The following is a 22,216-nucleotide window of genomic DNA, read 5'->3' as shown; positions in this document are numbered from 1 at the left end:
GCCCGGCACCCCGGACACCCCGCTCGGGCCCGCACCCTGTGCGGGCCCGCACCCATACCCAGGCCCGCTGGGCCGCAGGAGCCACCATGCACACTCGTACCCTTCGTTCTCTTCGGCGAGGTGCCGCGGCCGGCGCCCTCACCGCGCTCCTCGCGCTCTCCGGCTGCAGCTCGGACGGCGCCTCGGAGGCGAAGCCGAAGTCCCCGCAGCACGTCTCGGACGACCAGGCCGCCGCCGTACCCGACGACCAGGCGAGCCCCGCCGGCGAGGGCTCGGCGACCCCCTCCGCGGGCCCGGTCCTGCCCAACGCGAAGCTCACCCCTGCGACCGGTTCCTTCACCGCCAGGCAGAAGGAGTACCTGCACGGGCGTGTGCCGAAGAACATGGACCCGGCCGCCGTGCTCCAGGTCGGCCAGGAGACCTGCCAGCGCGTCGAACGCACCGCGGCCCACGACAAGGACGCCGCGATCGGCGCGCTCATCGCCGGGGACCTCCCGTCCGCCGACGACGCGATCGCCCAGCTGTGCCCGAAGCAGAAGCCTCTGCTGGACACCGCCGCGACCGGGTTCCCCGACGGCACGCGCAAGAAGCCGCAGCCGGGCACGTACCGGTCGCTGACCACCGCCAAGGGCTGCACCTGGCGGGCGCTGGGCGCGGACGACAACGTGGTGGCGTCGGGCCCCGGCCCGGGCAACCACAAGAACGTGACCGCGAGGATCCCGGCCGGAACCCTCACGTTCGTCTCGTCCGGCTGCTACGCCTGGCTTCCGGTGTAGGCCCGCTCGTACACGTCGAGCAGCGTGCCCAGGACCGCGTCCATCGCGAACGTCCCGGCGGTGAGTTTGCGGGCCGCCGCCGACGCGGACCTGCGTACGGACGGCTCCAGCAGGTCGAGCACGGCCGGGGCGATCCCGTCCCGGCCGGTCACCACGCGCCCGGCCGCGGCCCGGTCCACGTCGCGGGCCAGGCCGTTGGAGTCGGTCACCACGACCGGGGTGCCCACGGCCATCGCCTCCAGGACCGACATCGGGAACGGCTCGTCCACCGACGGCAGGACGTAGACGGACGCCCTGCGCAGTTCCTCGGTCATGCGCGTCCCGTCGAGCGGGCCCGGGCAGCTCACCTTCGCCGCGAGCCCCAGTTCGGCGATCCGGCGCCGCACGGCGGCGAGTTCGCCCTCGTCGGGTCCGGCCACGACGAAGGTCGCCTCCGGGTGCCGGGCCAGGATCGCGGGAGCCGCGTCCACCAGGTCCACGGGGCGTTTGCGGGCCTGGAGCCGGGCCGCGAACAGGATGCGCGGCGGGCCCTCGGGGGCGGGGCCCTCGGGCTGGGCGGGTACGCCGTTGACCAGGCGGACGGCACGGTCGAGGCCCGCTCCGCCCACCACGGCTTCCAGGTCGCGGAGTTCGTGCGGCGTGAGGTGCAGTACGGCGGCGGCGCCGCGCAGCACCCGGCGTACCGCGACCGCGTCGAGGAGCCGGGCCGACAGCCGCTCGCTCGGGTCGACCATGCCGTGCGTCTGGAGGACCAGGGGCCGCCCGGCGCGCAGCGCGGCGAGCGCCACCGGCAGCGTCACCAGGTCGCGGGCGAGATGCACATGGACGACGTCGGCCTGCCGCACGAGGCGGTGGGCGCCTGCCAGGAGGGACGGCGAGGTCAGACCGCTGAAGCCCAACGGCAGGACCCTGCGCGCCTGATGGAGGCGGGCGGGCACACCCTCGACCTCCTCCGGCAGGGGGCGCCGAAAGCCGTCCGCGAGAGCGGTGAGTCGGACGTCGTGTCCTCGTTCCCGCAGACTCCGGCAGAGGTTGAGGGCGACCCGGACGGGACCGCCGAAGGCATGGGTGGTGCTGTGCAGGGTGACCGCGTGCAGCACTCTCACGCCGGCTCCTCGACGGGTCGGCGCCGGTTGTCCGCGGTGTGCAGCGTCAGTTCGGGCAGGTCCTTGTGGAGGACCGCGCCCGCGCCGACGACGGCGCAGCGGCCGACCCTCACTCCGGCCAGGACGGTGGCGCGGGCGGCGATCCACGCGCCGTCGTCGACGGTGATCGGCGCGTTGCGGTAGCGGAAGTCGGCTGCGCGGTGGTCGTGGCCGCCCGTGCACAGAAAGGCGTCCTGCGACACACATACATGGGCGCCGAGGGTGACCGGTTCCAGGTTGAGGATCCAGGCTCCCTCACCGATCCAGGTGTGGTCCCCGACCGTCAGTTTCCACGGCCACAGCACCCGCACCCGGTGCCTTACGAGCACCCCCGTACCGATCTCGGCACCGAAGGCGCGCAGCAGGGCGGTCCTGACACGGGCCGGGGTGAACCACGCCATGAAGACCGTGTTCATCACCGCGAACCAGAGCGCCTGGACGACCATCCCGCGCCCTTTGTCGTATCCGGCCAGTGTGAAGGCCGGGAGATCACGCATCGATCCATCCCCCTGACAGCGTCTCCCCAGACGCTAGTTCGCCACACTCTAGTAGCTGAGCGTTCACCGCAGGCCAAGCCTCAGTAGACTGCGGCGGGGATCTCTTTCGGGGGCGGGGGCGCCATGACGCAGCAGACGGACCGGAGCGCGGCGGCGGAACCCGCGACGCCGCCACCGAGTTGGCAGGAGCGAGCCACGCTGCCCGCCTTCTCGCCACGCACGCTGCTCTCGCGCGCCCTGTCGGTCCCGCTCGTGCTGGGATTCTCGGTGTTCCTGCCCCTCCTGGTCCTGGTCCAGCCGGGCACCGGTCCGCACGACTCGGCGCTGTGGCTGCAGTTGGCGCTGACGATGTACTCGGGCATCCGGCTGTCGGCGATGATCCTCACCAGCCGCCGCAAGCTGCTCGCCGGTTCGTTCTGGCTGTTCGTCTACATGGCGATGGGGGTGGCGCCGCTCGCCCAGGCCGTGCTCGGGCGCACTCCGACACCGGTGGTGGGGGCGCGCACCGATCTGACCGAAGCCGTCGCGCTCGTCCTGATCGGCTGTGTCGCCTTCGACATCGGATCGCTGCTCGCACGTCAGCGGCCCGAACGGAAGCGGGACGAGGGGCTGCGCCCGGCGCTGGTGCACCGACGGCGCCTGTATCTGCTGACAGTGGTCGCCTTCGTCGGCTCGGCGCTCCTTGTCGTCAAGCTGGGTGGCCCGGCGGTGTTCTTCACGAGCCGCCAGGAGATCATCAGCAGCGTCCAGGAGGCGGGCCTCTCCCAGGCGGACTCGCAGGCGGGCCAGGCCATCGTGCGCGGCTTCGGTACCGTGCCGGCCCTCATCGCCTGGCTGGTGTACACACGGTGGCTGGTGACCTCGCGGCGGGCCCGCCGCTCTGCGGTGATCATCACGGTGTGGCTGGCGCTGGCCGCGCTGAACGCGGTGGTCAACAACCCGATCTCCAATCCGCGTTTCTGGTTCCTCACCGTCCTCTTCTCGCTGCTGTTCACCGTCTTCCCGGTGAGCGCCGCGCTGTACAGGATCGCGCTGAGCCTGGGTGTGGTGGTGGCACTGATCGTCTTCCCGTTCGCGGACCGGTTCCGCTACGACGACGCCAATTACCGCCCGGTGCAGACGACTTCCCCCCTGGAACCCCTGGCTCTCAAGGACTACGACCAGGTCGGCATGTTCGCCAACACCCTCACCTACGTCCGGTCGGGGCGCGGTCACACCTACGGCCGCCAGCTGGCGGGCTCGGTGCTGTTCGCGGTGCCCCGGTCGGTGTGGCCGGGCAAGCCGATGGACACCGGCGTGGTCGTCGGCCAGTGGATGGGAGCGACCAACACCAACCTCTCGTCCCCGGTGTGGGCCGAGCTGTGGATCGACTTCGGCCCGATCGGCATGACGGCCGGGTTCGCGGCCCTGGGGTACGCGGCGGCGCGGGTGGACCGCCGCTACGCGCGCCGTGCGGTGCGCCGGGCCCCACCGGGCAGCCTGATCGCCCTGGCCGTGCCCCTGGTCTCCGGGTACTCCTTCATCCTGCTGCGGGGGCCGTTGCTGCAGGCGTCGGGGCGTGTGGCGATCGCGGCGTGCTGCATCGCGCTGATCACCACGTTCCGGCAGGACCGGGCGAGCGGACTGCGCTGAACCGGGCCACTGGGCCTGCCGGCTCTCAGCCGGCGGGCACCGCCGGGACGGGCGCGGGCGAGGACCGCTCCTCCACGCGCAGGCGCACGACACGTGTCCAGGCCGCCACCGCTTTCAGCGCGGACCCCGCGGCCAGCCCCCAGGCGGCGCCCAGTGCCGATCCGGTCAGCAGGTAGCCGGCGAGCATGAGGGCGACCGAGAGCAGCGAGAACACCACCTGCACCGACAGGGTGGCGCGAGGGCTGAGCACCCGCAGGGTCACCAGGGCACAGGTGCCCAGGCCCATCACCGCGTACTGGGCACCTGACGCGGGCAGCAGCGTGGCGGCCGACTGCCAGGTGGCGCCGAGGAGTTGGCGTCCCACGTGGTCGGGCAGCGCGTAGAGCACCAGGCCCCAGGCGAGGCCGACGGCACTGAGCACCAGGCCGAGCGCGGCGGCGGCACGGGCCGTTGCCCGGCGGCCTCCGAGACGTCCCAGCAGTGGCGGGCCGAACGCGTTGACCGAGTTGAACAGGACGTTGAGCGGACCGAAGAGCGTGGTGGCCCCGCGCAGCGCTCCGACCGCCAGCGGGGCGGCGAAGAGTCCGAGGCCCAGCACGGCGAGCTGGCTGGAGGCGTTGCCGACGGCGAACTCCACCACGAAGCGCTGTCCGAGATGGCCCCGGCGTACATAGGGCAGCAGGTCGGCTCGCGCGCCGCGCACATGGGGCCACAGCAGGCGCAGGCCCAGCAGCAGCGCCGGTACGGCCGACAGTCCCCAGACGGCCACGAGCGTCCCCGGCGCGGCATGCCGGGGCTGGAACAGCAGCGCGGGCACCACGCACAGGAGGCGCAGGGTGTCGGCGGCCAGTGCCAGGCCCGGACGCTGCAGGGTGGAGAACGCGTACCGCAGCTCGTCCTGCACCAGCACCAGCGGCAGGACGAGACCCAGGGCGAGAAAGGCTCCGCCCGGACCGGCCCAGCCGCCGGTGACGACGGCGGCGACCGCGCCGACGCCGGCCAGCAGTACGCCGCCGACGGTGGCGGCCAGCGCGGTGAAGGCCGTCGCGGACCGGCAGGCGGCCCCGACGGCAGCGGTGTCACCCCGGGTCAGGACGACCGCCTGCCCCACGTACGCCATGTTGAGACCGAGCAGCACCGTGAAGGTCAGGTAGACCATCGAGAAGGTGGCGAACCCGTGCGTGGTGGAGACCCGGGCGGCGATGACCAGTACGGCGATGTTGGTGAGGCTCGACGCCGCCTGGTCGAGCACGGAGGCGAGAGCGGCCGTCGAACGCCGTGGTATGCGAGGCGGGTCGGACGTCGGAGGCTGTTGCCCCGGCGTGGTCACCGGTCCCCCGAGCGGAGCGTGCGCAGCGCGACCGTGTCGCTGCCGTCTCCGTCGAGGTGCCGCTCCGGTTCGGGCCGGGGGCTGGACGGAGCCGTCCTGGCCGCCGGGTTCTGTTCCGCACGGCGGCCGTTGCCGCGGCGGGCGGAGGTCTCCGCCGCGCTCCGCTTCGGCTCGGTGTGTGTCACCTCGGTGTGTGTCACCGCGCCCAGCACAGTGCCGCCCGCACCGACGATCAGTTCGCGGATGCGGACGAGGTCGGCGCGGTGCACGGTGCGCGGGTCACAGACGATGAGCACCCCGTCGACACGGTCGACGAGCGCGAGGGCGTCGGCGTAGGCGAGGACGGGCGGGGCGACGACCACGACCGTGGCGTCCGGATCGTCGGCCTCGGCGATCAGCCGGGTGGTCCGCGCGGAGGTCAGTGCGCGCGGGACGTTGCGCACCCGCTCGCCGGCGACGAGGCCGAAGGCCCCCGACTCCCCCGCGTCGACGACGAGTTGGCCGCGGCCGGGCCACTCCCCCTCGGCGTGCTCACCGGTGCGGCTCCAATGGGGCCGGAAGGCGGCCGACACGTCGAGCCGTTCGGAGAGCGACGGGGTGCGCAGATCGGCCTCCACCAGCAGCACGTTCTTGCCGGTCTCCGCGAAGGAGGCGGCGAGGTTGACGGCTACGGCGACGCTCGACTCCATGGAGCCACGCGGGGCGACGACGAGCAGGCGGCGCCGGTCGGCGAACCTCTCGTCGTAGGCCAGCCGGAAGGCGATCGAGCGGTACTCCTCGGCCGCCCGGGAGTCGGTGTGGCCGACCACCAGGGTCCCCGCCGAGCCGCGCGGCAGCGCGCCGAGGACGGGACCGCGCACCGCGCGGGCCACGTCGCCCGCCGAGCGCGGCGCGGGATCGAAGACCAGCCGCACCCAGGCACCGAGCAGGCCCAGGCCGACGCCGACGAGTCCTCCCAGTCCGAGCGAGAGTGGCAGGCCCGGCCCGTCGGACGAGGGGGGAACGGTGGCGTTGCGGATCACGTTGCCGGGCGTCATGTCGAGCGCCTTCAGACTGGTGATCTTGCCGCGCAGGTCGGTGATGCGGTTGAGCAGGTTGGCCTGCACCGCGTAGGCGGAGTCCGCGGCGGAGCCGTTGGGCAGTGCCTTGATCTGCCTGGCGAGTTCGTCGTTCTGCTTGGCGACGGGATTGAGCTGGTCCTGCAGGCTCTTGAGCATCGACCCCCGGACGGCCTCCCACTGCTCCTTGCGCAGGTCGATGTAGGACTGTGTGAGGGCGTTGGCGCGGCGGGCGGCCTGCTTCGGGTCGGAGGCGGTGTAGGTGAAGTGCAGCACGAGGGTCTGCGGCGGGTTGGTGACCTGGAGTCCGTGCTGGAGCCGGTCGACCCCGTCGGCGCCGATCCCCAGTCGCTTCGCGGCGCCTTCGGCGACCTTGCGGCTGAGCGCCGTCTGCCGCTCGGACCCCATGTTGATCGCCTTGTCGCTGGACAGGGTCGGTGCGAAGGGATCGCTGGTGGGGGCGCGCAACACGATGTCGGTGGTGGCGGCGTAGCTGTCGGCACCGGTGATGCCTAGCCAGGCGCCGGCCAGCAGTCCGACACCGACACCGCCGCTGATCAGCCAGCGGTAGCGCAGGAGTTGGCGGAACTGCTCGCGCAACTGCTCCGGCTCGTCCTCACCCCGTATGGGAACGTGTGTGTCGCTCACCTTCCAGGTCCCCCCAAAACTTCGTCGATCAGCGCGTCGATCCGCGCGAGACCCGCCTCCCGTGACAGATGAGCAGCCACATGGCGCGGTCCCGCCGCGCCCAACTCGTCCGCCGTCACCGGATCTTCGGCGAGTGTACGCACTGCCGACAGGAACTGATCAGGATTCTCCGGTTCCACAAGCATCCCGGCGCCCGAGCGCAGCACTTCGCGGGCGGTGCCCCCTTCGGCCGCGACGGAGGCGACCACCGGGCGGCCGGCCGCGAAGTACGAGGTGAGTTTGGAGGGGACGCTCATGTCGAGGACGGAGGCACGCTGGGTGACGGCGAGCACGTCGGCCGCCGCCAGCACGTCGGGGAAGTCGGCGTCGGCCACCGAGGGCAGGAACTCCAGATTGGGCAGCCCTCCGGCGCGGCGGGCGAGGTGCTCGCGCTGGTTGCCGTCGCCCATGAGCACGATCCGGGTGGCCGGATCGCGGCGGGCCGCCTCCACCAGCACGTCCAGCCCCTGCTTGAGGCCCATGTTGCCGGAGTGCAGCACCACGGTCTGCCCCGGCCGCCAGCCGAGGCGTTCACGGGTGCGGGCACGCGGAGCCGAAGGAGCCTGTATGTGGGACCAGTTGGGCACGAGACGGATGCGTCCGGGATCCACTCCCATGGCACGCACCCGCTCGACGAACGTCTCGTGGATGACGCCGACGAGGGTGGCACGCCGCAGGACCCACGCCTCCGCCCGCTCGGCCAGCTCGGCGGCGCGGCCGCCGCCCTGGATGCCGGACTGTGCGGCGGCGGCGCCCATCAGGTCCTGCACGACCGGCACGTAGGGGGCGTGGTACCGGGCGGCGATACGCGCGCCGAGCACTCCCCCGGCAAGGCTGGGCAGTTGGGCGAGCACGGCGTCGACACGGCCGGTGCGGGGTGGCGCGACCAGGCCGTGGGCGAGTATCGAGCTCTCGAACAGGGCTCTGCGCAGGGCGCTCTGCCGCGGCGGGACGCTGTGCCGACGACGGTGAACGGTGACTCCGGCACGCTGTTCGGTGGCCCGCCACACCCCACGGTAGGCGGGGTCGAGGCGCCAGGACGGGTAGTGCGGGAGCCCCGCGAGAACGTGGGTGTCATGCCCGCGGCTCGCCCAGTGCTCGGCGATGCCGGTCGCGTACGGTCCGATACCGGTGTGCTCGGGCGCGTAGTTGGTGGACACCAGGAGCAGCCGGCGCCTGGATGTGGCGAGTTCGCTCTTCCTGCCGGCCAGTGCGCGGCCGTCCGGCCCGGTGGTGCGCTGCTCCGGCACGGAGGCCGCCGCGCGAGCGGCCCCGCGCCCATGCCGACGACTGCGCTCGTCGTGGGTCTCTGTCACGCGACGGAACCTTCCCCCCGGCCACCTGCGCGGCCTCCCCTGTACGTCCGCGCCCTGTGGGCCCCGGGGCCCACACCTTCATCAGAAGTGAACCAGGACGCACCCTAATTGTTCACCCTTCCTGCACCTAGCATGAACGCTATCGTCAAAGTCCGTGCATCCCCGCAAAGGGGTGCGCATTGGGGGACAGCATCGATCGAGGGGGGCATCTGTGCCATCAGGCAAGCCGTATCGCGTGGGCTACGCGCCGGGCGCCTACGATCTTTTCCACATCGGGCACTTGAACATCCTGCGGCACGCACGTGCCCAGTGCGACTACCTGGTGGCAGGCGTGGTCTCGGACGAGATGGCCGAGAACGCCAAGGGGAGGCTGCCGATGATCCCGCTGGTGGAGCGGCTGGAGATCGTCCGGAGCATCAAGTACGTGGACGCCGCGTTCGTGGAGACCGTGCCGGACAAGCTGGAGACGTGGAAGCAGGTCCGCTTCGACGTCCTGTTCAAGGGCGACGACTGGAGGGACACGCCGAAGGGGGAGCGGCTGGAGCGGGACTTCGCCGCCGTGGGCGTGGACGTCGTCTACTTCCCGTACACCGTGCACACGTCGAGCACCCAACTGCGGCGCGCCATCGACGCCCTGGACGGGACGCGGTTCAACGACGAACTGCGGACAGCTCCCGGAACCACTTGGTGAGGAAGGCGACGAGGAAGAGCGCGGCGGCGACGGCGAGGACGGTGTAGGCCCACCGGAAGGCGCTGCCGCCGCCGAGCAGCAGGAAGACCAGGCAGAACACCCCGTGGTCGACCGGGAGCAGTGCCACCGCGCGTGCCGCGGAGGGCGGGCCGCCGGCGCCCGGGGCCGCCTTGGGCTTGAGCTGCTCGGTCAGCAGTCCGCCGAAGAACGTCACGACGGCGACGAGTTGGAAACCGAGCGGCACCAGCAGCCAGCCGTCGGCCGCGGTCCCGAAGTGACCGGGGTGTCGGTAGAAGGTGAGCAGCACGGCGGTGTGCAGGGCGGTGATCTTGGCGCAGTCGACCACGTGGTCGAGCCATTCACCCGCCGCGCTGCCGCCGCCGCGCAGCCGGGCGAGCTGCCCGTCCGCGGAGTCGAAGGCGAAACCCACGGCGAGCCCGAGCCACACCACGAGGCCGGCGGCCACGGTGGGTACGGCGAGCGCCGCGACCGCGACCGCCGTGAAGCTGAACGCCGCACTGATCATGGTGACGTGATTGGGCGTCAGCCCCAGCCGATACGCCCCGGCGGCGAGATACCGGCCCGCGGGCCGGTTCACGAACCGCGAATACAGCGATACGCCCTTCGCGCTCTTCTGCGCGGACTTCAGCCGTATCAGCGCCGACGCCGTACTGCTCATCGATCCCCCCGGACCTCATGACCTCACCGGTCGTTCCCCTGATCCACATCATCACAGGTGATGGCGCGCGATGACGAACGATCGGAGAACTCACCGCGAGCCGGGGGTGTCGCCACGAGGGCGGGCGTGTGAATCGGCGGACGCGCCTGCCTGCCCGTCCGCCGGGACCGGCGGCGACACGAGCACCGCCCCGGCCGCGGAGCCCGACGCGCCGCCCCGGCCGCGGAGCCCGTGACACGCGCCGGCCCAGCGGCATCTTTCCCAGGGCGGCGAACCCGGTTCAGCGACGGAGGCGACCGAGCCATTCCAGCGCGGCGACGGCATGACGCAGGACGGAGATGTGGCCGTCGGCCGGGTGGAGGCGGAGTTCCGAGCGGGGGCACCGGCTCGCGAGCCACTCGCTGTGGGAGAGGGGGACGATCCTGTCCTCGCCGCCGTGCAGAAGGAGCACCGGGCCCGTGATCGACCGTGGATCGCATCCCCACGCGCCGACGTAGGCCAGGTCGTCGTCGATCAGGCCGCCCGGGCCCGCTGCGACGGCGGGGCCGACGACCTCGTGGAACCAGGACCACTCACCGGCGAGGGCGGCGTGGTCGGCCGCGGTGAACATGTCCGGGTCGTACGTCGCTTCCGCCTCGTGGCGCGCCTTCTCCTCGCGGCCCGCGACGGCCGCGGTCAGCGATGCCCGGCCGGATGCGTTCATGCCCGCGAACCAGTCGAGTCCCTCGGCGCCGAAGGGGGCCGGCCCCGCCACGCTCACCGTGCCGAGCACCCGATCCTGCTGCAGGGCCGCGCAGGCCAGCGCGTGTGTTCCGCCGCCCGAGTGACCCATGAGCGCGAAACGGCCGATGCCCAGCGCGTCCGCGACCCGGGTGACGTCGGCGGCGGCCGACGCCACGTTCCGGCCCGGCAGCGGGCTCGATCCGCCGTAGCCGGGGCGGTCGTACGACACCCAGCGGATGCCCAGCCGCCCGGAGGCGGCGAAGAGGGGCTCGGGGGGCGCTCCGATGTTGGGCGTGCCGTGGTGCCAGAGGACGGTGAGGAGATCGGGCCCGTCCGCGCCGGTGTCGTAGACGTGCAGTCTGCGCCCGTCGGCCAGTTCCAGTCCGCTCTCCCTCACCTCGGTGCCCATGGCCTCGGACATCTTCCCTTCCCTTCGAGCAGGCGTCGGTGGCGGCAACCTACGGGGTCCCGGCGGGAAGGGCACGCGACGGCCGGCGCTTCCGGCACCTCGGACGCCTCACCCGAGTGGGTCGTGCCCGGTGCGTCAGTCGTGCGTGGGACGGTCGCTGATCCTGTGGTCGGCCAGGTTGAGGGCCTCGTCCACCACCCGGCGCAGGTGGCCGTCGCGCAGGGCGTAGACGACCCGGCGGCCCTCCTTGCGGGTGGTCACGAGTCCCGCGAGACGGAGCCGGGCCAGATGCTGGCTGACGGCCGGGCGGGCGGCCCCGCAGGTCGCGGTGAGGGTGGTGACGTCGGCCTCGCCCTCGGCCAGGGCGTGCAACAGCACCAGGCGGGTGCGGTCACCGAGCAGGGCGAGCAGTTCGGCGGCGAGGGCGAACTGTTCCTCGCCGGGCGTGCGCGGGTGCGCATCGGTGGCAGGTGACAGATGCATGCGTGCGCTCATACGCACATAATGGAGCGGTGGGCACCACCGTGTCCACCGCTGCCGCGCCGCCTTCCCGCCCGCGCACCGGACGGCCCGGAAAGGGGACCCACGTGAGTCACCACCACGCACACGGTCAAGGTCACGCCCACCCGCACAGCCACGGCCAAGGCGAATACGGGCACGGGCAAGACGACCGGCAAGAACACGGACACAGCCATGAGCACCCGCACGCTCCTGTCGCTCCAGATCCGGAGGCCCGTCGGCGGCGGCGGTTCGGGCACAGGCTGCGGCATCTGCTGACGCCGCACTCGCACGAGGCCGCCGACAAGGTGGACGTGGCGCTGGAGTCCTCCGCCCGGGGCATGCGGGCTCTGTGGGTCTCGCTGGCCGTGCTCGGCGCGACGGCGCTCGTCCAGGCGGTGATCGTGGTGTTCTCCGGGTCGGTCGCGCTGCTGGGCGACACCGTGCACAACGCCGCGGACGCGCTCACCGCCGTACCCCTCGGCATCGCCTTCGTCCTGGGCCGCCGCGCCGCCAACCGCCGCTTCACCTACGGCTACGGACGCGCCGAGGACCTGGCCGGCATCGCCATCCTGCTGACGATCACCGCGTCCGCGGCCTTCGCCGCCTGGGCCGCCGTGGACCGGCTGCTCGATCCGCGGGACATCCGGCACCTCCCGGTGGTGGCCGCCGCGGCCGTCGCCGGGTTCGTCGGCAACGAGTGGGTGGCCCGCTACCGTATCCGCGTCGGCCGGGAGATCGGCTCCGCCGCCCTGGTCGCCGACGGTCTTCACGCCCGTACGGACGGGTTCGCCTCACTCGCCGTCCTGCTCGGTGCCGGTGGCGCGGCGCTCGGCCTGCAGTGGGCGGACCCGATCGTCGGGCTGCTGATCACGGCCGCCATCCTGCTCGTGCTGCGGGACGCCGCCCGCGAGGTCTTCCGGCGGGTCATGGACGCCGTCGACCCGGCACTCGTCGACTCGGCGGAGACGGCGCTGCTGACGGTCGACGGCGTACGTGAGGTGAGCGAACTGCGGTTGCGGTGGATCGGTCACCGGCTGCGCGCCGAGGTCGCTGTCGTCGTCGACGGGGAACTGTCCGTACGCGCGGCACACGCGGTCGCGGTCGCGTGCGAGCACGCGCTGCTGCACACGGTGCCGAAGCTCGACGCCGCACTGGTGCACGCAGATCCGGCGACCGCGCCCGGCGAGGCCGACCCGCACCTGGCGCTGGCGCACCACACGTCGCCACACCACACGTCGCCACACCACACGTCGCCACACCACACGTCGGCGCCGAACACGTCGCATGGGCACGCGTCGGCGCACTACACGTCGGACGGTCACACATCGTCACACCACGTGTCGTATGGTGCCTGATCCGGCCGGTGTGTCCGCCGGCTCAGTGTTCGTGCGGCTCGTCCCGGTGGACCGGCCCGTGGGCGTCCTCGCAGTGCCCCGGGTCGTCGAGGTACTTGCGCTCCCCCGGGAGCGCCACCTGGAACACCTGCTCCGAGGCGTGGTCGACCTGGAGCGTGGTGTGCGTGATGCCGTAGTCGTCGCGCAGGAGTTCCTCCAGGTCCCGCCGGACGGCGTGGCAGTCACCGGCGGGCTCGACCAGGACGTGTGCGGACAGGGCCGCCTGACCGGAGGTGATCTGCCAGACGTGCAGGTCGTGCACCTCGACGACGGCCGGCAGGGCGACGAGCCGGTCGCCGAGCGCGTCCGGGTCCACGTCCGCGGGCGCGGCCTCCAGGAAGATGCGGCCGGAATCGCGCAGCAGCCCGTACCCGGCCTTCGCCATCAGCGCCACCACCATCAGCGTGGCGATCGGGTCGGCGCGGCTGAAGCCGGTCAGGACGATCACCAGCGCGGCGACCGCGGTCCCGACGAAGGCGAACAGGTCGTTGAGGATGTGCTGGTACGCGCCTTCGACGTTGAGCGAGGAGCGGTTGGCCTGGGAGATGCACCAGGTGGCGGCCACGTTCACGGCGATGCCGACGAGGGCCGTGACGAGCATCAGCCCGCCCTCGACCGCGGGCGGGTCGAGGAGCCGGCGCACGGACTCGTACGCCAGCCAGGCCCCGAGCAGGAGCAGTGTCAGGCCGTTCGCCTGGGCCGAGAGGATCTCCGCGCGCTTGAGGCCGTACGTGAAACCGCCGCGGGCCGGACGCGCGGCGAGCCGCATGGCGATCAGGGAGAGCACGATGGACGCGGCGTCGGTGAGCATGTGCGCGGCGTCGGAGAGGAGGGCCAGCGAACCGGCGAGGACACCGACGACGACCTCGACCGCCATGAACGCCGTGATGAGGGTGAGCGCGATCGCCAGCCAGCGGCGGTCGGCGCCCGCCGAGACACCGTGCGAGTGGGCGGCATGACTTCCCGAGCCGTGCTCGTGCCGCTGCGCGTGCCCGGATCCGTGGTCATGACCGTGATCGCTCATGCTGTCCGTGTTCCCCCTGTGCGTCGAGTGCCTCGATCGAAGTGAAACGCACGGCCGGGCATTCGGCAAAGGCTGCACCGGTCACCGTTGTCATCTTCGACAGGACTCCTTGACCTGCGGCAACGCATCCGTCGGCCGACCGCCGTCGCCGTCGCCGTCGCCGTCGCCGACCGAGCCCACCGGACGCGCGGGCCACGGACAAGGGCGAGGACAGAGACGAGGAGGGAGGCAGGAACAGGAGCAGGGGCAGGAGCAGGAGCAGGGAGGCGGCCGCGCGCACGGGCGGGGACGCGGGCGGGCACGGGCCGGGAAGGGCTCGTACAACGCGGGGCTACCCTGCGCTGCCGCTCGCGCGCGCCGATCAGCCGGTCCTCCGCCCCGGACGTCGTACACGGCCGTGGCAGGGCCACGGCAACGCCGCCGCTCCACGGTGCCGCGTACCTGGGCGTCCCCGGTCCGTACGTCGACAGCGCCGCGCCGGCGTCGGCCGCGCCGTCCGATGACCGGAAACCCCATCCCCCGCCCGCTCGACGGCAACGAGTTCGCGCCGTTCTTCGTGGGGGCCGAGGTCCCCGCACAGGCTTGTCTCCCGGTGGACCGCACCAGAAGTCGCCCCGGGCACCGGCGATGCGGACGCGTCCGGTCCGGTCCGGACGGACGGCAGCACCTCACTCGACGGCGTCCGGGCCCCGGCGCCCTTCGCCGACGAGGGTGTGCTGGTCCCACGGGTGCGGAGCACGGTGGACGCGTGCGGGTCCACCGGTCCGCTCGGCCGGACGGACGGGCAGCCGGTGGCGCACCCGCCGACGAACGCCCCACGCGTCCCCCAGGTCACCGCCGCCCCGGCGGGCGTCGGACCCGGCCGGGGGCCGGTCACCCGCGCGGCCGGGCAGGGCTGCCGAAAGAACATGATCCACACAGCCGTGGACGGTGCCGAACAGGCCAACCTACTGACGAGTACGAATCGCGGCTATTCACACCCAAGTGATGAATCCCACCCTTTTGCCCGGCGCTAATTCTGATTAGGCGAGGCAGAACTGTTGAAGGATTCAATTTACATCGAGGGAAACAATACGTTTCCGCGCGAGCCTTCGTACGCCCTGCTTTGACTTTTCGTCAGGAGCCATTTCCGCAGGCCGACCCAGTGGGCGACCAGCACCCGAACAGTGGTCGACCAACCGCTCAACTGCCCTGGAACAAAGCACCTGTTGCTCGTCCACACGCGAATCCGAAGCCGCCATGTCAGCAGTGTTACGTCGGGTAAGACCTGCCTCCTTGAGAGTTTGACTTTCACCTGGATGCGCAATAAGCATGACCGTGCTTCACATCGGCCGCGGCTTGTTGTGAAGCGCAAGCGCTCTCCGCTCTCCCCCACCATTCCTCACTCCCGTGTGATATTGGAGCGTTCGCGTGCCTGTGCCGAATATCGATACTTCCGGCCTGCTTGCTGTCGACGACATCGTCATCGCCGTGAACCCGTTCGCCGTCCCGTCCGCACGCGTCACCGCCGCCGCCGTGCGCGCCGGTGGTCTGGGCGTACTGGACCTCACCGCGGGCGGGCGCCGGGCAGCCGAGGAACTCGCGCTCGCCGGGGAATGGTCGCCCGCCGGTTTCGGCGTACGGCTCGGCGACAACGCCGCCTTTCCCGCGCGGGAACTCCCCGCCGGCGCGCACACCGTCCTGCTGACCTACGACGCCTCCTGCGCCCCCGCGGACTTCCCGGGCCGTCGCGTGCTCGTCGAGGTGACCGGCCGGGGACAGGCGTTACGGGCCGCCGCGGCCGGCGCCCACGGGCTGATCGCCCGGGGCCACGAGGCAGGCGGCCCGGTGGGCGAACTGAGCACCTTCGTCCTGGTGCAACAACTGCTCGGCGACGAGACGTTCGACCTGCCGGTCTGGGCCTGCGGCGGCGCCGGACCGTACACCGCGGCGGCCGTCGTCGCGGGCGGCGGCGCCGGGGTCGTCCTGGACACCCAGCTCGCCCTGCTCAGCGAGGCCGAGGCAGGGCTGCCCGCCGGGACCCGGGCCCTGCTGGCCGGGCTCGACGGCTCCGAGACCACCCTGGAGGCGGGCCGCCGGGTCGTACGACGCCGGGGAGCCCCCCAGGGCGCCCCGGCCCCCGAGATCGGTCAGGACGGTTTCCTCGCGGCCCGCTTCCAGGAACGCTGGGGCACCGTCCGCGCGGCCGTGCGAGGCGTACGGGACGCCGTCCTCGACGCCCTGAAGGACGCCGGTCCCGTACTCGCCACCGCCAGTGCCGGCAGCCGTGCGCTCGGGACCGAACTTCCGGTAGCCCAGGGGCCGATGACCCGGGTCAGCGACCAGGCCGCGTTCGCCGCCGAGGTGAGCGGACACGGCGCGCTCCCGTTCGTCGCCCTCGCGCTCTCCGGCGCCGAGCAGACCCGCGCCGTCCTGGAGCGGACGAGGGACACGCTCGGCGACGCGCCCTGGGGCGTCGGCGTGCTGGGCTTCGCGGCCGAGGAGATCAAGAACGCCCAGCTCGCCGTCGTACGGGAGATCCGTCCCTCCCACGCGATCATCGCGGGCGGCCGTCCCGCACAGGCCGCCGCGCTGGAGGAGGCGGGCATCTCCACCTTCCTGCACGTGCCGTCCCCAGGCCTGCTGAAGCAGTTCCTGGAAGCGGGCGCGCGCAAGTTCGTCTTCGAGGGCGCCGAGTGCGGCGGACATGTCGGACCGCGCAACAGCTTCCCGCTGTGGGAGGCACAACTCGGCGTGCTGGACGACTTCCTGGCGGACGCGAAGAACGGCACGGCGGCCGGACTGCACCTGCTCTTCGCGGGCGGGGTGCACGACGAACGGTCCACCGCGATGGTCACCGCCCTCGCCGCGCCGCTGAGTGCCCGGGGCGCCGCCGTCGGCGTACTGATGGGCACCGCGTACCTGTTCACCGAGGAGGCGGTCAGTGCGGGCGCCGTGCTGCCGCTGTTCCAGCGTCAGGTCATCGCCGCCGAGCGCACCGACCTGCTGGAGACCGCCCCGGGGCACGCCACCCGCTGTGTCCGCAGCCCGTTCACCGACGAGTTCGCCGCCGTCAAGGAGGAACTGGCCGCCCGTGACGTGCCCGGCCGCGAGGCCTGGGAGCAGTTGGAGCGGCTCAACGTGGGCCGGCTGCGGCTGGCCAGCAAGGGGATCGAGCGGGCCGGGGGCGAGCTGCGCGAGGTGGGTGAGGAGAGACAGCTCGCCGAGGGCATGTTCATGGCCGGTGAGGTGGCCGTGCTGCGCTCGGCCGTCACCACCGTCGCCGCCCTGCACGCCTCGGTCACGACCGGGGCGGCCGCCTTCCTCGCCGACCGGCTGGCAGCTCTCGGCCTCGGGGAACCGGCCACCGTCCCCTCCACCGAGCCGCTGGACATCGCCGTCGTCGGCATGGCGTGCATGTTCCCCGGCGCCCCCGACCTCGCCACCTTCTGGGCCAATGTGCTGGCGGGCGAGGACTCCGTCACCGAGGTGCCCGCGACCCGCTGGGACGCCGGTCTGTACCACTCCGCCGACGGCTCCGGAACGGGCGAGAGGACCCCGTCCCGGTGGGGCGGGTTCCTCCCCGAAATACCCTTCGAGCCGCTGCGGTACGGGATTCCGCCGGCCTCGCTGCCCGCCATCGAGCCCGTGCAGCTGCTGGCTCTCGAGGCCGCGCGCCGGGCCCTGGAGGACGCCGGGTACGGGAGCCGGCCCTTCGACCGGGCCCGTGCCTCGGTCGTGTTCGGCGCGGAGGCGGGCAGCGACCTGTCCAACGCCATGACCCTGCGGTCCGTGCTGCCCTCCTATCTCGGTGCCGTGCCGCCCGCGCTGGACGCGCAGTTGCCGCGCCTGACCGAGGACTCCTTTCCCGGCATCCTCGCCAACGTCATCGCGGGCCGCATCGCCAACCGCCTCGACCTCGGTGGCGCCAACTACACCGTGGACGCCGCCTGTGCCTCCTCGCTCACCGCGGTCGACGTGGCGTGCAAGGAACTGACCGGCGGCACGAGCGACCTGGTGCTGTGCGGGGGCGCCGACCTGCACAACGGCATCAACGACTACCTGCTCTTCGCCTCCGCCCACGCCCTGTCGCCCTCCGGCCGTTCCGCGCCCTTCGACAGCGCCGCCGACGGCATCGCGCTCGGCGAGGGCGTCGGCTGCGTCGTCCTCAAACGGCTCGCCGACGCCGAGCGCGACGGGGACCGGGTGTACGCGGTCATCAAGGGCGTCGGCAGCGCGAGCGACGGCCGGGCGCTGGGCCTGACCGCCCCCCGGCCCGAGGGCCAGTACAACGCGCTGACCCGGGCGTACCGCAACGCGGGTGTCTCGCCCGCCGAGGTCGGGCTCGTCGAGGCGCACGGCACCGGGACCGTCGTCGGCGACCGCACCGAACTCGGCGCCCTCACGAAGGTGTTCGAGGAAGCCGGTGCCGAGCCGGGGAGTTGCGCGCTGGGGTCGGTGAAGTCGCAGATCGGTCACACCAAGTGCGCCGCGGGGCTGGCCGGACTCATCAAGACCTCGCTGGCCCTGCACACCGGCGTACGACCGCCGACCCTGCACCTCACGGAGCCGAACCCGGCCTGGGACGCGGGCAGCAGCCCCTTCGCCTTCCACACCGAGGCCCGGCCCTGGGCCGCCGCCCCGGCACGACGCGTCGCCGGTGTCAGCGCCTTCGGCTTCGGCGGCACCAACTTCCACGTCGTGCTGCGGGCCCACGAGGACGGGCCGCCGCCGGTCACCGCCGCCCAGCAGTGGCCCGCCGAGCTGTTCACCTTCCGTGGCGCCGACCGGGCTGCCGCCGAGCGCGCGGCGGCGGAACTGCTCGCCCTGGCCGAGGCGGATCCGGGTCCGTACGAGCCCTGGCGGCTGCGGGACCTCGCCCTCGCCGCGTCCCGGCGGGCCGAGGCCGCCGCGCCCCGCGGCCTTGCCGTGCGCATCGCGCTGGTCGCCGCCTCCATCGACGAGCTGAGAGACCTGCTCGGGCGGGCGGTGGCGGGCGAACACAGCCCGGAGGACGGTCTGTTCACCGCCGCCCCGGAGGACGGCGCGCTCGTCACCGCCCCGGCGGGTGGCCTGTTCCCCGTGGCCCCGGACTCCGCCGGCGCCCCGCGGGTCACCGCGGACCCGTCCGGGCCGGCCGGCGACGCGACCGGTCCCGTACCGGGTGACGCGGGCGTCGCGGTGCTTTTCCCCGGGCAGGGCAGCCAGCGGCCCGGGATGTTCGCGGAGCTGTTCGTGGCCTTTCCCGAGCTGCAACGTCATCTGCGGCTCGACGAGGCGACGGCCCGGGTGCTCTTCCCGCCCGCCCCCTTCGACGAGGCGAGCCGCAAGGAGCAGCGGGAGCGGATCACCGACACCACGCTCGCGCAGCCCGCGCTCGGGCTGACCTCACTCGCCGCCTTCCAGCTCCTGAGCAGGGCCGGGATGCGCCCGGCGATGGCCGCGGGGCACAGTTACGGAGAGCTGGCGGCGCTCGCCGCGGCTGGTGTCCTGGAGCCCGGGTCCCTGGTGCGCGCCAGCCACGAACGGGCCGCCGCCATCCTGGGCGCCACCGGCGGCGGCGACCCCGGCACCATGGCCGCCGTGACCGCGCCCGAACCGGAGGTCGCGACGGCCCTGGCGGAGGCCGGCCTCGACGGAACGGTGGTGACGGCGAACCGCAACTCGCCCCGCCAGACGGTCATTTCGGGTCCCACCGAGGACGTGCTCAGCGCCGTGGAGCGGCTGCGTGCCCGTGGACTGAGTGCCCGGCGCATTCCGGTAGCCTGCGCGTTCCACAGTCCGCTGGTCGCGGCCGCGGGCGAACGGTTCGCCGAGGCGCTCGCCGAAGTCCACTTGAGCGCACCCGACTTCCCGGTCTGGTCCAACCGTACGGCCGCCCCCTACCCGCGGACACCCGGGGCGATCCGGTCCGAACTGGCCGCCCAGATCGGCGCGCCGGTCCGGTTCGCCGACCAGATCGAGGCGATGTACGAGGCCGGGGCCCGGGTCTTCGTCGAGGCCGGTCCCGGGTCGGTGCTGACCCGGCTGGTGGGCGCGGTGCTCGGCGACCGGCCGCACCGCACGGTCGCCCTGGAGGACGGCCGCCGCACGGGGCTCACCGGGTTCCTCACCGCACTCGCCCGGCTGGCCGTCGCCGGGGTGGACATCAGGACCGGGTGGCTCTTCCAGGACCGGGACGCGCTCGACGCCGCCCGCGCCACGCGTCCAAGGCGCGCCGCCTGGACCGTGGACGGCCATCTGCTGCGTACCGCGGACGGTGTGATCCCCGCCGCCGCACTCCATCCCGCCGAGCGCGTCCCGGAGGCACTCATGACCAGCAGCGGTACCCCGCACGGACCGGCGGCCGCGACCGGCTCCGAGGCCCTGATCAGCGAATTCCTGCGGACCAGCCGGGAGATGATCGCGGCGCAACGGGACGTGATGCTCGGGTACCTGGGCGCCGCCCCGGGGGCGAGACCCGCCGCCCCCGTCCCGGTCGCGTACGCCGACGCTCCCGTCACGGTGACGGTGCTGCCGGTCGCCGTCCCCGCGCCGGCCGAGGCGCTCGAGGCCGCGGGCGGTTCGGTGCTGTCCGTCGTGCTGGAGGTCATCGGTGAACGGACCGGCTACCCCGTCGACATGATCGAACCCGACCTCGACCTCGAAGCCGACCTCAGCGTCGACTCCATCAAGAGAGCCGAGATAGCCGGAGAACTCGCCACCCGCCTCGGACTCACCACCACCGGCGACTCCGACACCAACGCCGACACCACCATCGAGGAACTGGTCAAGGCCCGTACGGCCGCGAGCATCGCCGCGCTGGTCGCGGGCGTCCGGGGCGAGGTGGCCGGGCCCGGTCCCGTGGAGGGCGCCGGGTCCGGTCCCACGGAGGGTGACCCCGCCTCCGCCGAGCCCGTCGTGGTGGCGCCCAGGCGTCACGTGATGCGGGAGTTCGACCTCGACCCCGCGCAACCCGGCGCCACCGCAGATCAGTTGGTGGGGCGGATGTTCCTGCTGCTCGGCCACGGACCGGTCGCCGAGGCGCTCACCGCGCGGCTGACCGCGCACGGCGCCCACGCCGTGACCGCCGAAGAACCGCCCCCCGGAACGGAGTTCGACGGTCTCATCCACGTCGTCGCCCCGGACTCCCCACCCGTCCTGCCGGACGCCTACCCCTCATACCGGCAGGTACTGGCCGGCAACCCGCGCTGGGTCCTGGCCGCGGGTGCCGCGGCCGGGCTGCGCGGCTTCTTCCGCTCTCTCGCGCGTGAGTACCCCGACACCGTGGCCCGGGTCGTCGAGCACACCCCCGGCACCGCGCCCGCGGACCTCGCCGCCGATCTCGTCGCCGAACTCACCGCCCCCGACCGCGAACCGGTCGTGCTGCGCTCGCCCGGTGCCCGGCGCGGACTGCGCATGACCGAGGAGGGACTCGGCCTGCTCGGGAGCACCGGCGCGGGCCCGGCCGGGGACGGCGCGGCCGAGGCCGCCGCGCTCGGCCTCGACAGCACGTCGGTCGTCCTGCTGGTGGGCGGCGCCCGGGGCATCACCGCGCGGTTCGCCGCGACACTGGCCGCCGCGAGCCGCTGCCGGATCGAACTGTTCGGCCGCACCGCCCTGACCGAGGGCGAGGAGGACCCCGCCGTCGCCGCCGCGCACGGCGCGGGCGAACTGCGGTCCGCGCTCATCGCGGGTGGTCTGCGTGTCCCCGCCGAGATCGAGCGGGCGATCGGCCGGATCCAGGCGGAGCGAGAGGTCCGCACCACCCTGCGCAGGCTCACCGCGCTCGGCTCCGAGGCCCGCTACCGCGCCGTGGACGCACTGGACGGCGACGCCGTGCGCCGGGCGGTGAAGGAGATCCACGCCGAGCACGGCCGACTCGACGGTGTCGTGTACGCGGCCGGCGTGATCGAGGACAAGCTGATCGCGGAGAAGAGCCCGGCGTCCTACGACCGGGTGTTCCGTACCAAGGCCGACGGCGCGCGCGAACTGCTCGACGCGGTCGTCGAGTTGCCCGACGGACCGCGCTTCGCCGTGCTGTTCGGCAGCATCGCCGCGACCCTCGGCAACCGCGGCCAGAGCGACTACGCCGCCGCCAACGACGCCCTGGAGTCTCTCGGCGCCCGCTGGGCGGCGTCCGGCACGGGCCGCCGGGGCCTCACCGTCCACTGGGGCCCCTGGGCGCCGACCGGCGACGGCAACCACGGGATGGTCACCCCCGAGCTGATGCGGCACTACGCGGGGCGCGGCATCCAGCTCATCGACCCCGAGGAGGGCACGGGGAGCCTGCTGCGCGAGCTGGCGTGGGGGCCCGCGGCCGACACCGCCGTCGTCTACACCGCCTCGGGCTGGTGACCGGCGTGACGGACACGCGCGCCGAACCCGTCGCCATC

At 73.0% G+C, this 22,216-nt stretch carries 15 protein-coding genes; 5 read left to right on the top strand and 10 right to left on the bottom strand.

The features are described from left to right. Window positions 1-86 precede the first annotated feature (86 nt). Entirely contained in the window at window positions 87-776 is a 690-nt protein-coding gene (locus ABZV34_RS26940) for a hypothetical protein (RefSeq protein WP_356281704.1), read from the top strand. Here ABZV34_RS26940 and ABZV34_RS26935 read toward each other — a convergent pair. Continuing rightward, a complete protein-coding gene (locus tag ABZV34_RS26935) occupies window positions 755-1,882 on the bottom strand; it encodes a glycosyltransferase (RefSeq protein WP_356281701.1) in 1,128 nt (375 codons plus the stop codon). The two genes, ABZV34_RS26940 and ABZV34_RS26935, sit on opposite strands and share 22 nt — an antisense overlap. Beyond that, window positions 1,879-2,418, bottom strand: coding sequence for a WcaF family extracellular polysaccharide biosynthesis acetyltransferase (locus ABZV34_RS26930; RefSeq protein WP_356281699.1), 540 nt, complete (start codon window positions 2,416-2,418; stop codon window positions 1,879-1,881). Before ABZV34_RS26930 ends, ABZV34_RS26935 begins: the two co-directional genes overlap by 4 nt. A 123-nt stretch (window positions 2,419-2,541) precedes the next feature. Here ABZV34_RS26930 and ABZV34_RS26925 point away from each other — a divergent pair, with 123 nt between their 5' ends. Then, on the top strand, window positions 2,542-4,050 hold the full coding sequence (locus ABZV34_RS26925) for a hypothetical protein (RefSeq protein WP_356281696.1): 1,509 nt from the start codon (window positions 2,542-2,544) through the stop codon (window positions 4,048-4,050). Window positions 4,051-4,075: 25 nt separating this feature from the next. On the opposite strand, the gene ABZV34_RS26920 is transcribed toward ABZV34_RS26925, so the two are convergent. The 3 genes from ABZV34_RS26920 to ABZV34_RS26910 form a co-directional block, all read right to left on the bottom strand. Further along, window positions 4,076-5,302 (bottom strand): hypothetical protein, encoded by a 1,227-nt coding sequence (locus tag ABZV34_RS26920; protein WP_356281693.1) that lies wholly within the window; start codon window positions 5,300-5,302, stop codon window positions 4,076-4,078. Window positions 5,303-5,376: 74 nt separating this feature from the next. Then, a complete protein-coding gene (locus ABZV34_RS26915) occupies window positions 5,377-7,086 on the bottom strand; it encodes a lipopolysaccharide biosynthesis protein (protein WP_356281690.1) in 1,710 nt (569 codons plus the stop codon). Continuing rightward, window positions 7,083-8,288, bottom strand: a complete 1,206-nt coding sequence (locus ABZV34_RS26910; RefSeq protein WP_356281741.1) for a glycosyltransferase family 4 protein — start codon at window positions 8,286-8,288, stop codon at window positions 7,083-7,085. Before ABZV34_RS26910 ends, ABZV34_RS26915 begins: the two co-directional genes overlap by 4 nt. A 364-nt stretch (window positions 8,289-8,652) precedes the next feature. On the opposite strand from ABZV34_RS26910, the gene ABZV34_RS26905 reads away from it, so the two are divergent. Then, window positions 8,653-9,132, top strand: coding sequence for an adenylyltransferase/cytidyltransferase family protein (locus ABZV34_RS26905; RefSeq protein WP_356281687.1), 480 nt, complete (start codon window positions 8,653-8,655; stop codon window positions 9,130-9,132). Here the strand turns inward: ABZV34_RS26905 and ABZV34_RS26900 are convergent. The 3 genes from ABZV34_RS26900 to ABZV34_RS26890 all read right to left on the bottom strand — a co-directional run bounded on the left by ABZV34_RS26900 (window position 9,092) and on the right by ABZV34_RS26890 (window position 11,438). Beyond that, window positions 9,092-9,811, bottom strand: a complete 720-nt coding sequence (locus ABZV34_RS26900) for a CDP-alcohol phosphatidyltransferase family protein (RefSeq protein WP_356281684.1) — start codon at window positions 9,809-9,811, stop codon at window positions 9,092-9,094. The two genes, ABZV34_RS26905 and ABZV34_RS26900, sit on opposite strands and share 41 nt — an antisense overlap. 280 nt (window positions 9,812-10,091) lie before the next feature. Continuing rightward, window positions 10,092-10,955, bottom strand: a complete 864-nt coding sequence (locus ABZV34_RS26895) for an alpha/beta hydrolase (protein WP_356281681.1) — start codon at window positions 10,953-10,955, stop codon at window positions 10,092-10,094. Between the two features lie 123 nt (window positions 10,956-11,078). Then, a complete protein-coding gene (locus ABZV34_RS26890) occupies window positions 11,079-11,438 on the bottom strand; it encodes a metalloregulator ArsR/SmtB family transcription factor (RefSeq protein WP_356281678.1) in 360 nt (119 codons plus the stop codon). 317 nt (window positions 11,439-11,755) lie between these two features. Here ABZV34_RS26890 and ABZV34_RS26885 point away from each other — a divergent pair, with 317 nt between their 5' ends. Next, complete coding sequence (locus ABZV34_RS26885) at window positions 11,756-12,799, top strand: cation diffusion facilitator family transporter (RefSeq protein WP_356281675.1); 1,044 nt, start codon at window positions 11,756-11,758, stop codon at window positions 12,797-12,799. A gap of 22 nt (window positions 12,800-12,821) precedes the next feature. Here the strand turns inward: ABZV34_RS26885 and ABZV34_RS26880 are convergent, their stop codons facing one another. Together ABZV34_RS26880 and ABZV34_RS26875 are read right to left on the bottom strand one after the other, a co-directional pair. After that, a complete protein-coding gene (locus tag ABZV34_RS26880; RefSeq protein WP_356281672.1) occupies window positions 12,822-13,862 on the bottom strand; it encodes a cation diffusion facilitator family transporter in 1,041 nt (346 codons plus the stop codon). A 668-nt stretch (window positions 13,863-14,530) separates the two neighbouring features. After that, window positions 14,531-14,779 (bottom strand): hypothetical protein, encoded by a 249-nt coding sequence (locus tag ABZV34_RS26875; protein WP_356281669.1) that lies wholly within the window; start codon window positions 14,777-14,779, stop codon window positions 14,531-14,533. A gap of 493 nt (window positions 14,780-15,272) precedes the next feature. On the opposite strand from ABZV34_RS26875, the gene ABZV34_RS26870 reads away from it, so the two are divergent. Then, a complete protein-coding gene (locus ABZV34_RS26870) occupies window positions 15,273-22,178 on the top strand; it encodes an SDR family NAD(P)-dependent oxidoreductase (RefSeq protein WP_356281666.1) in 6,906 nt (2,301 codons plus the stop codon). Window positions 22,179-22,216 lie beyond the last annotated feature (38 nt).

It is taken from the genome of Streptomyces sp. NPDC005195 (assembly GCF_040608315.1).
GTDB lineage: Bacteria > Actinomycetota > Actinomycetes > Streptomycetales > Streptomycetaceae > Streptomyces > Streptomyces kaempferi.
Note: the sequence above shows the minus strand (reverse complement) of the source record. Positions and strands in the feature narration are given on the sequence as shown.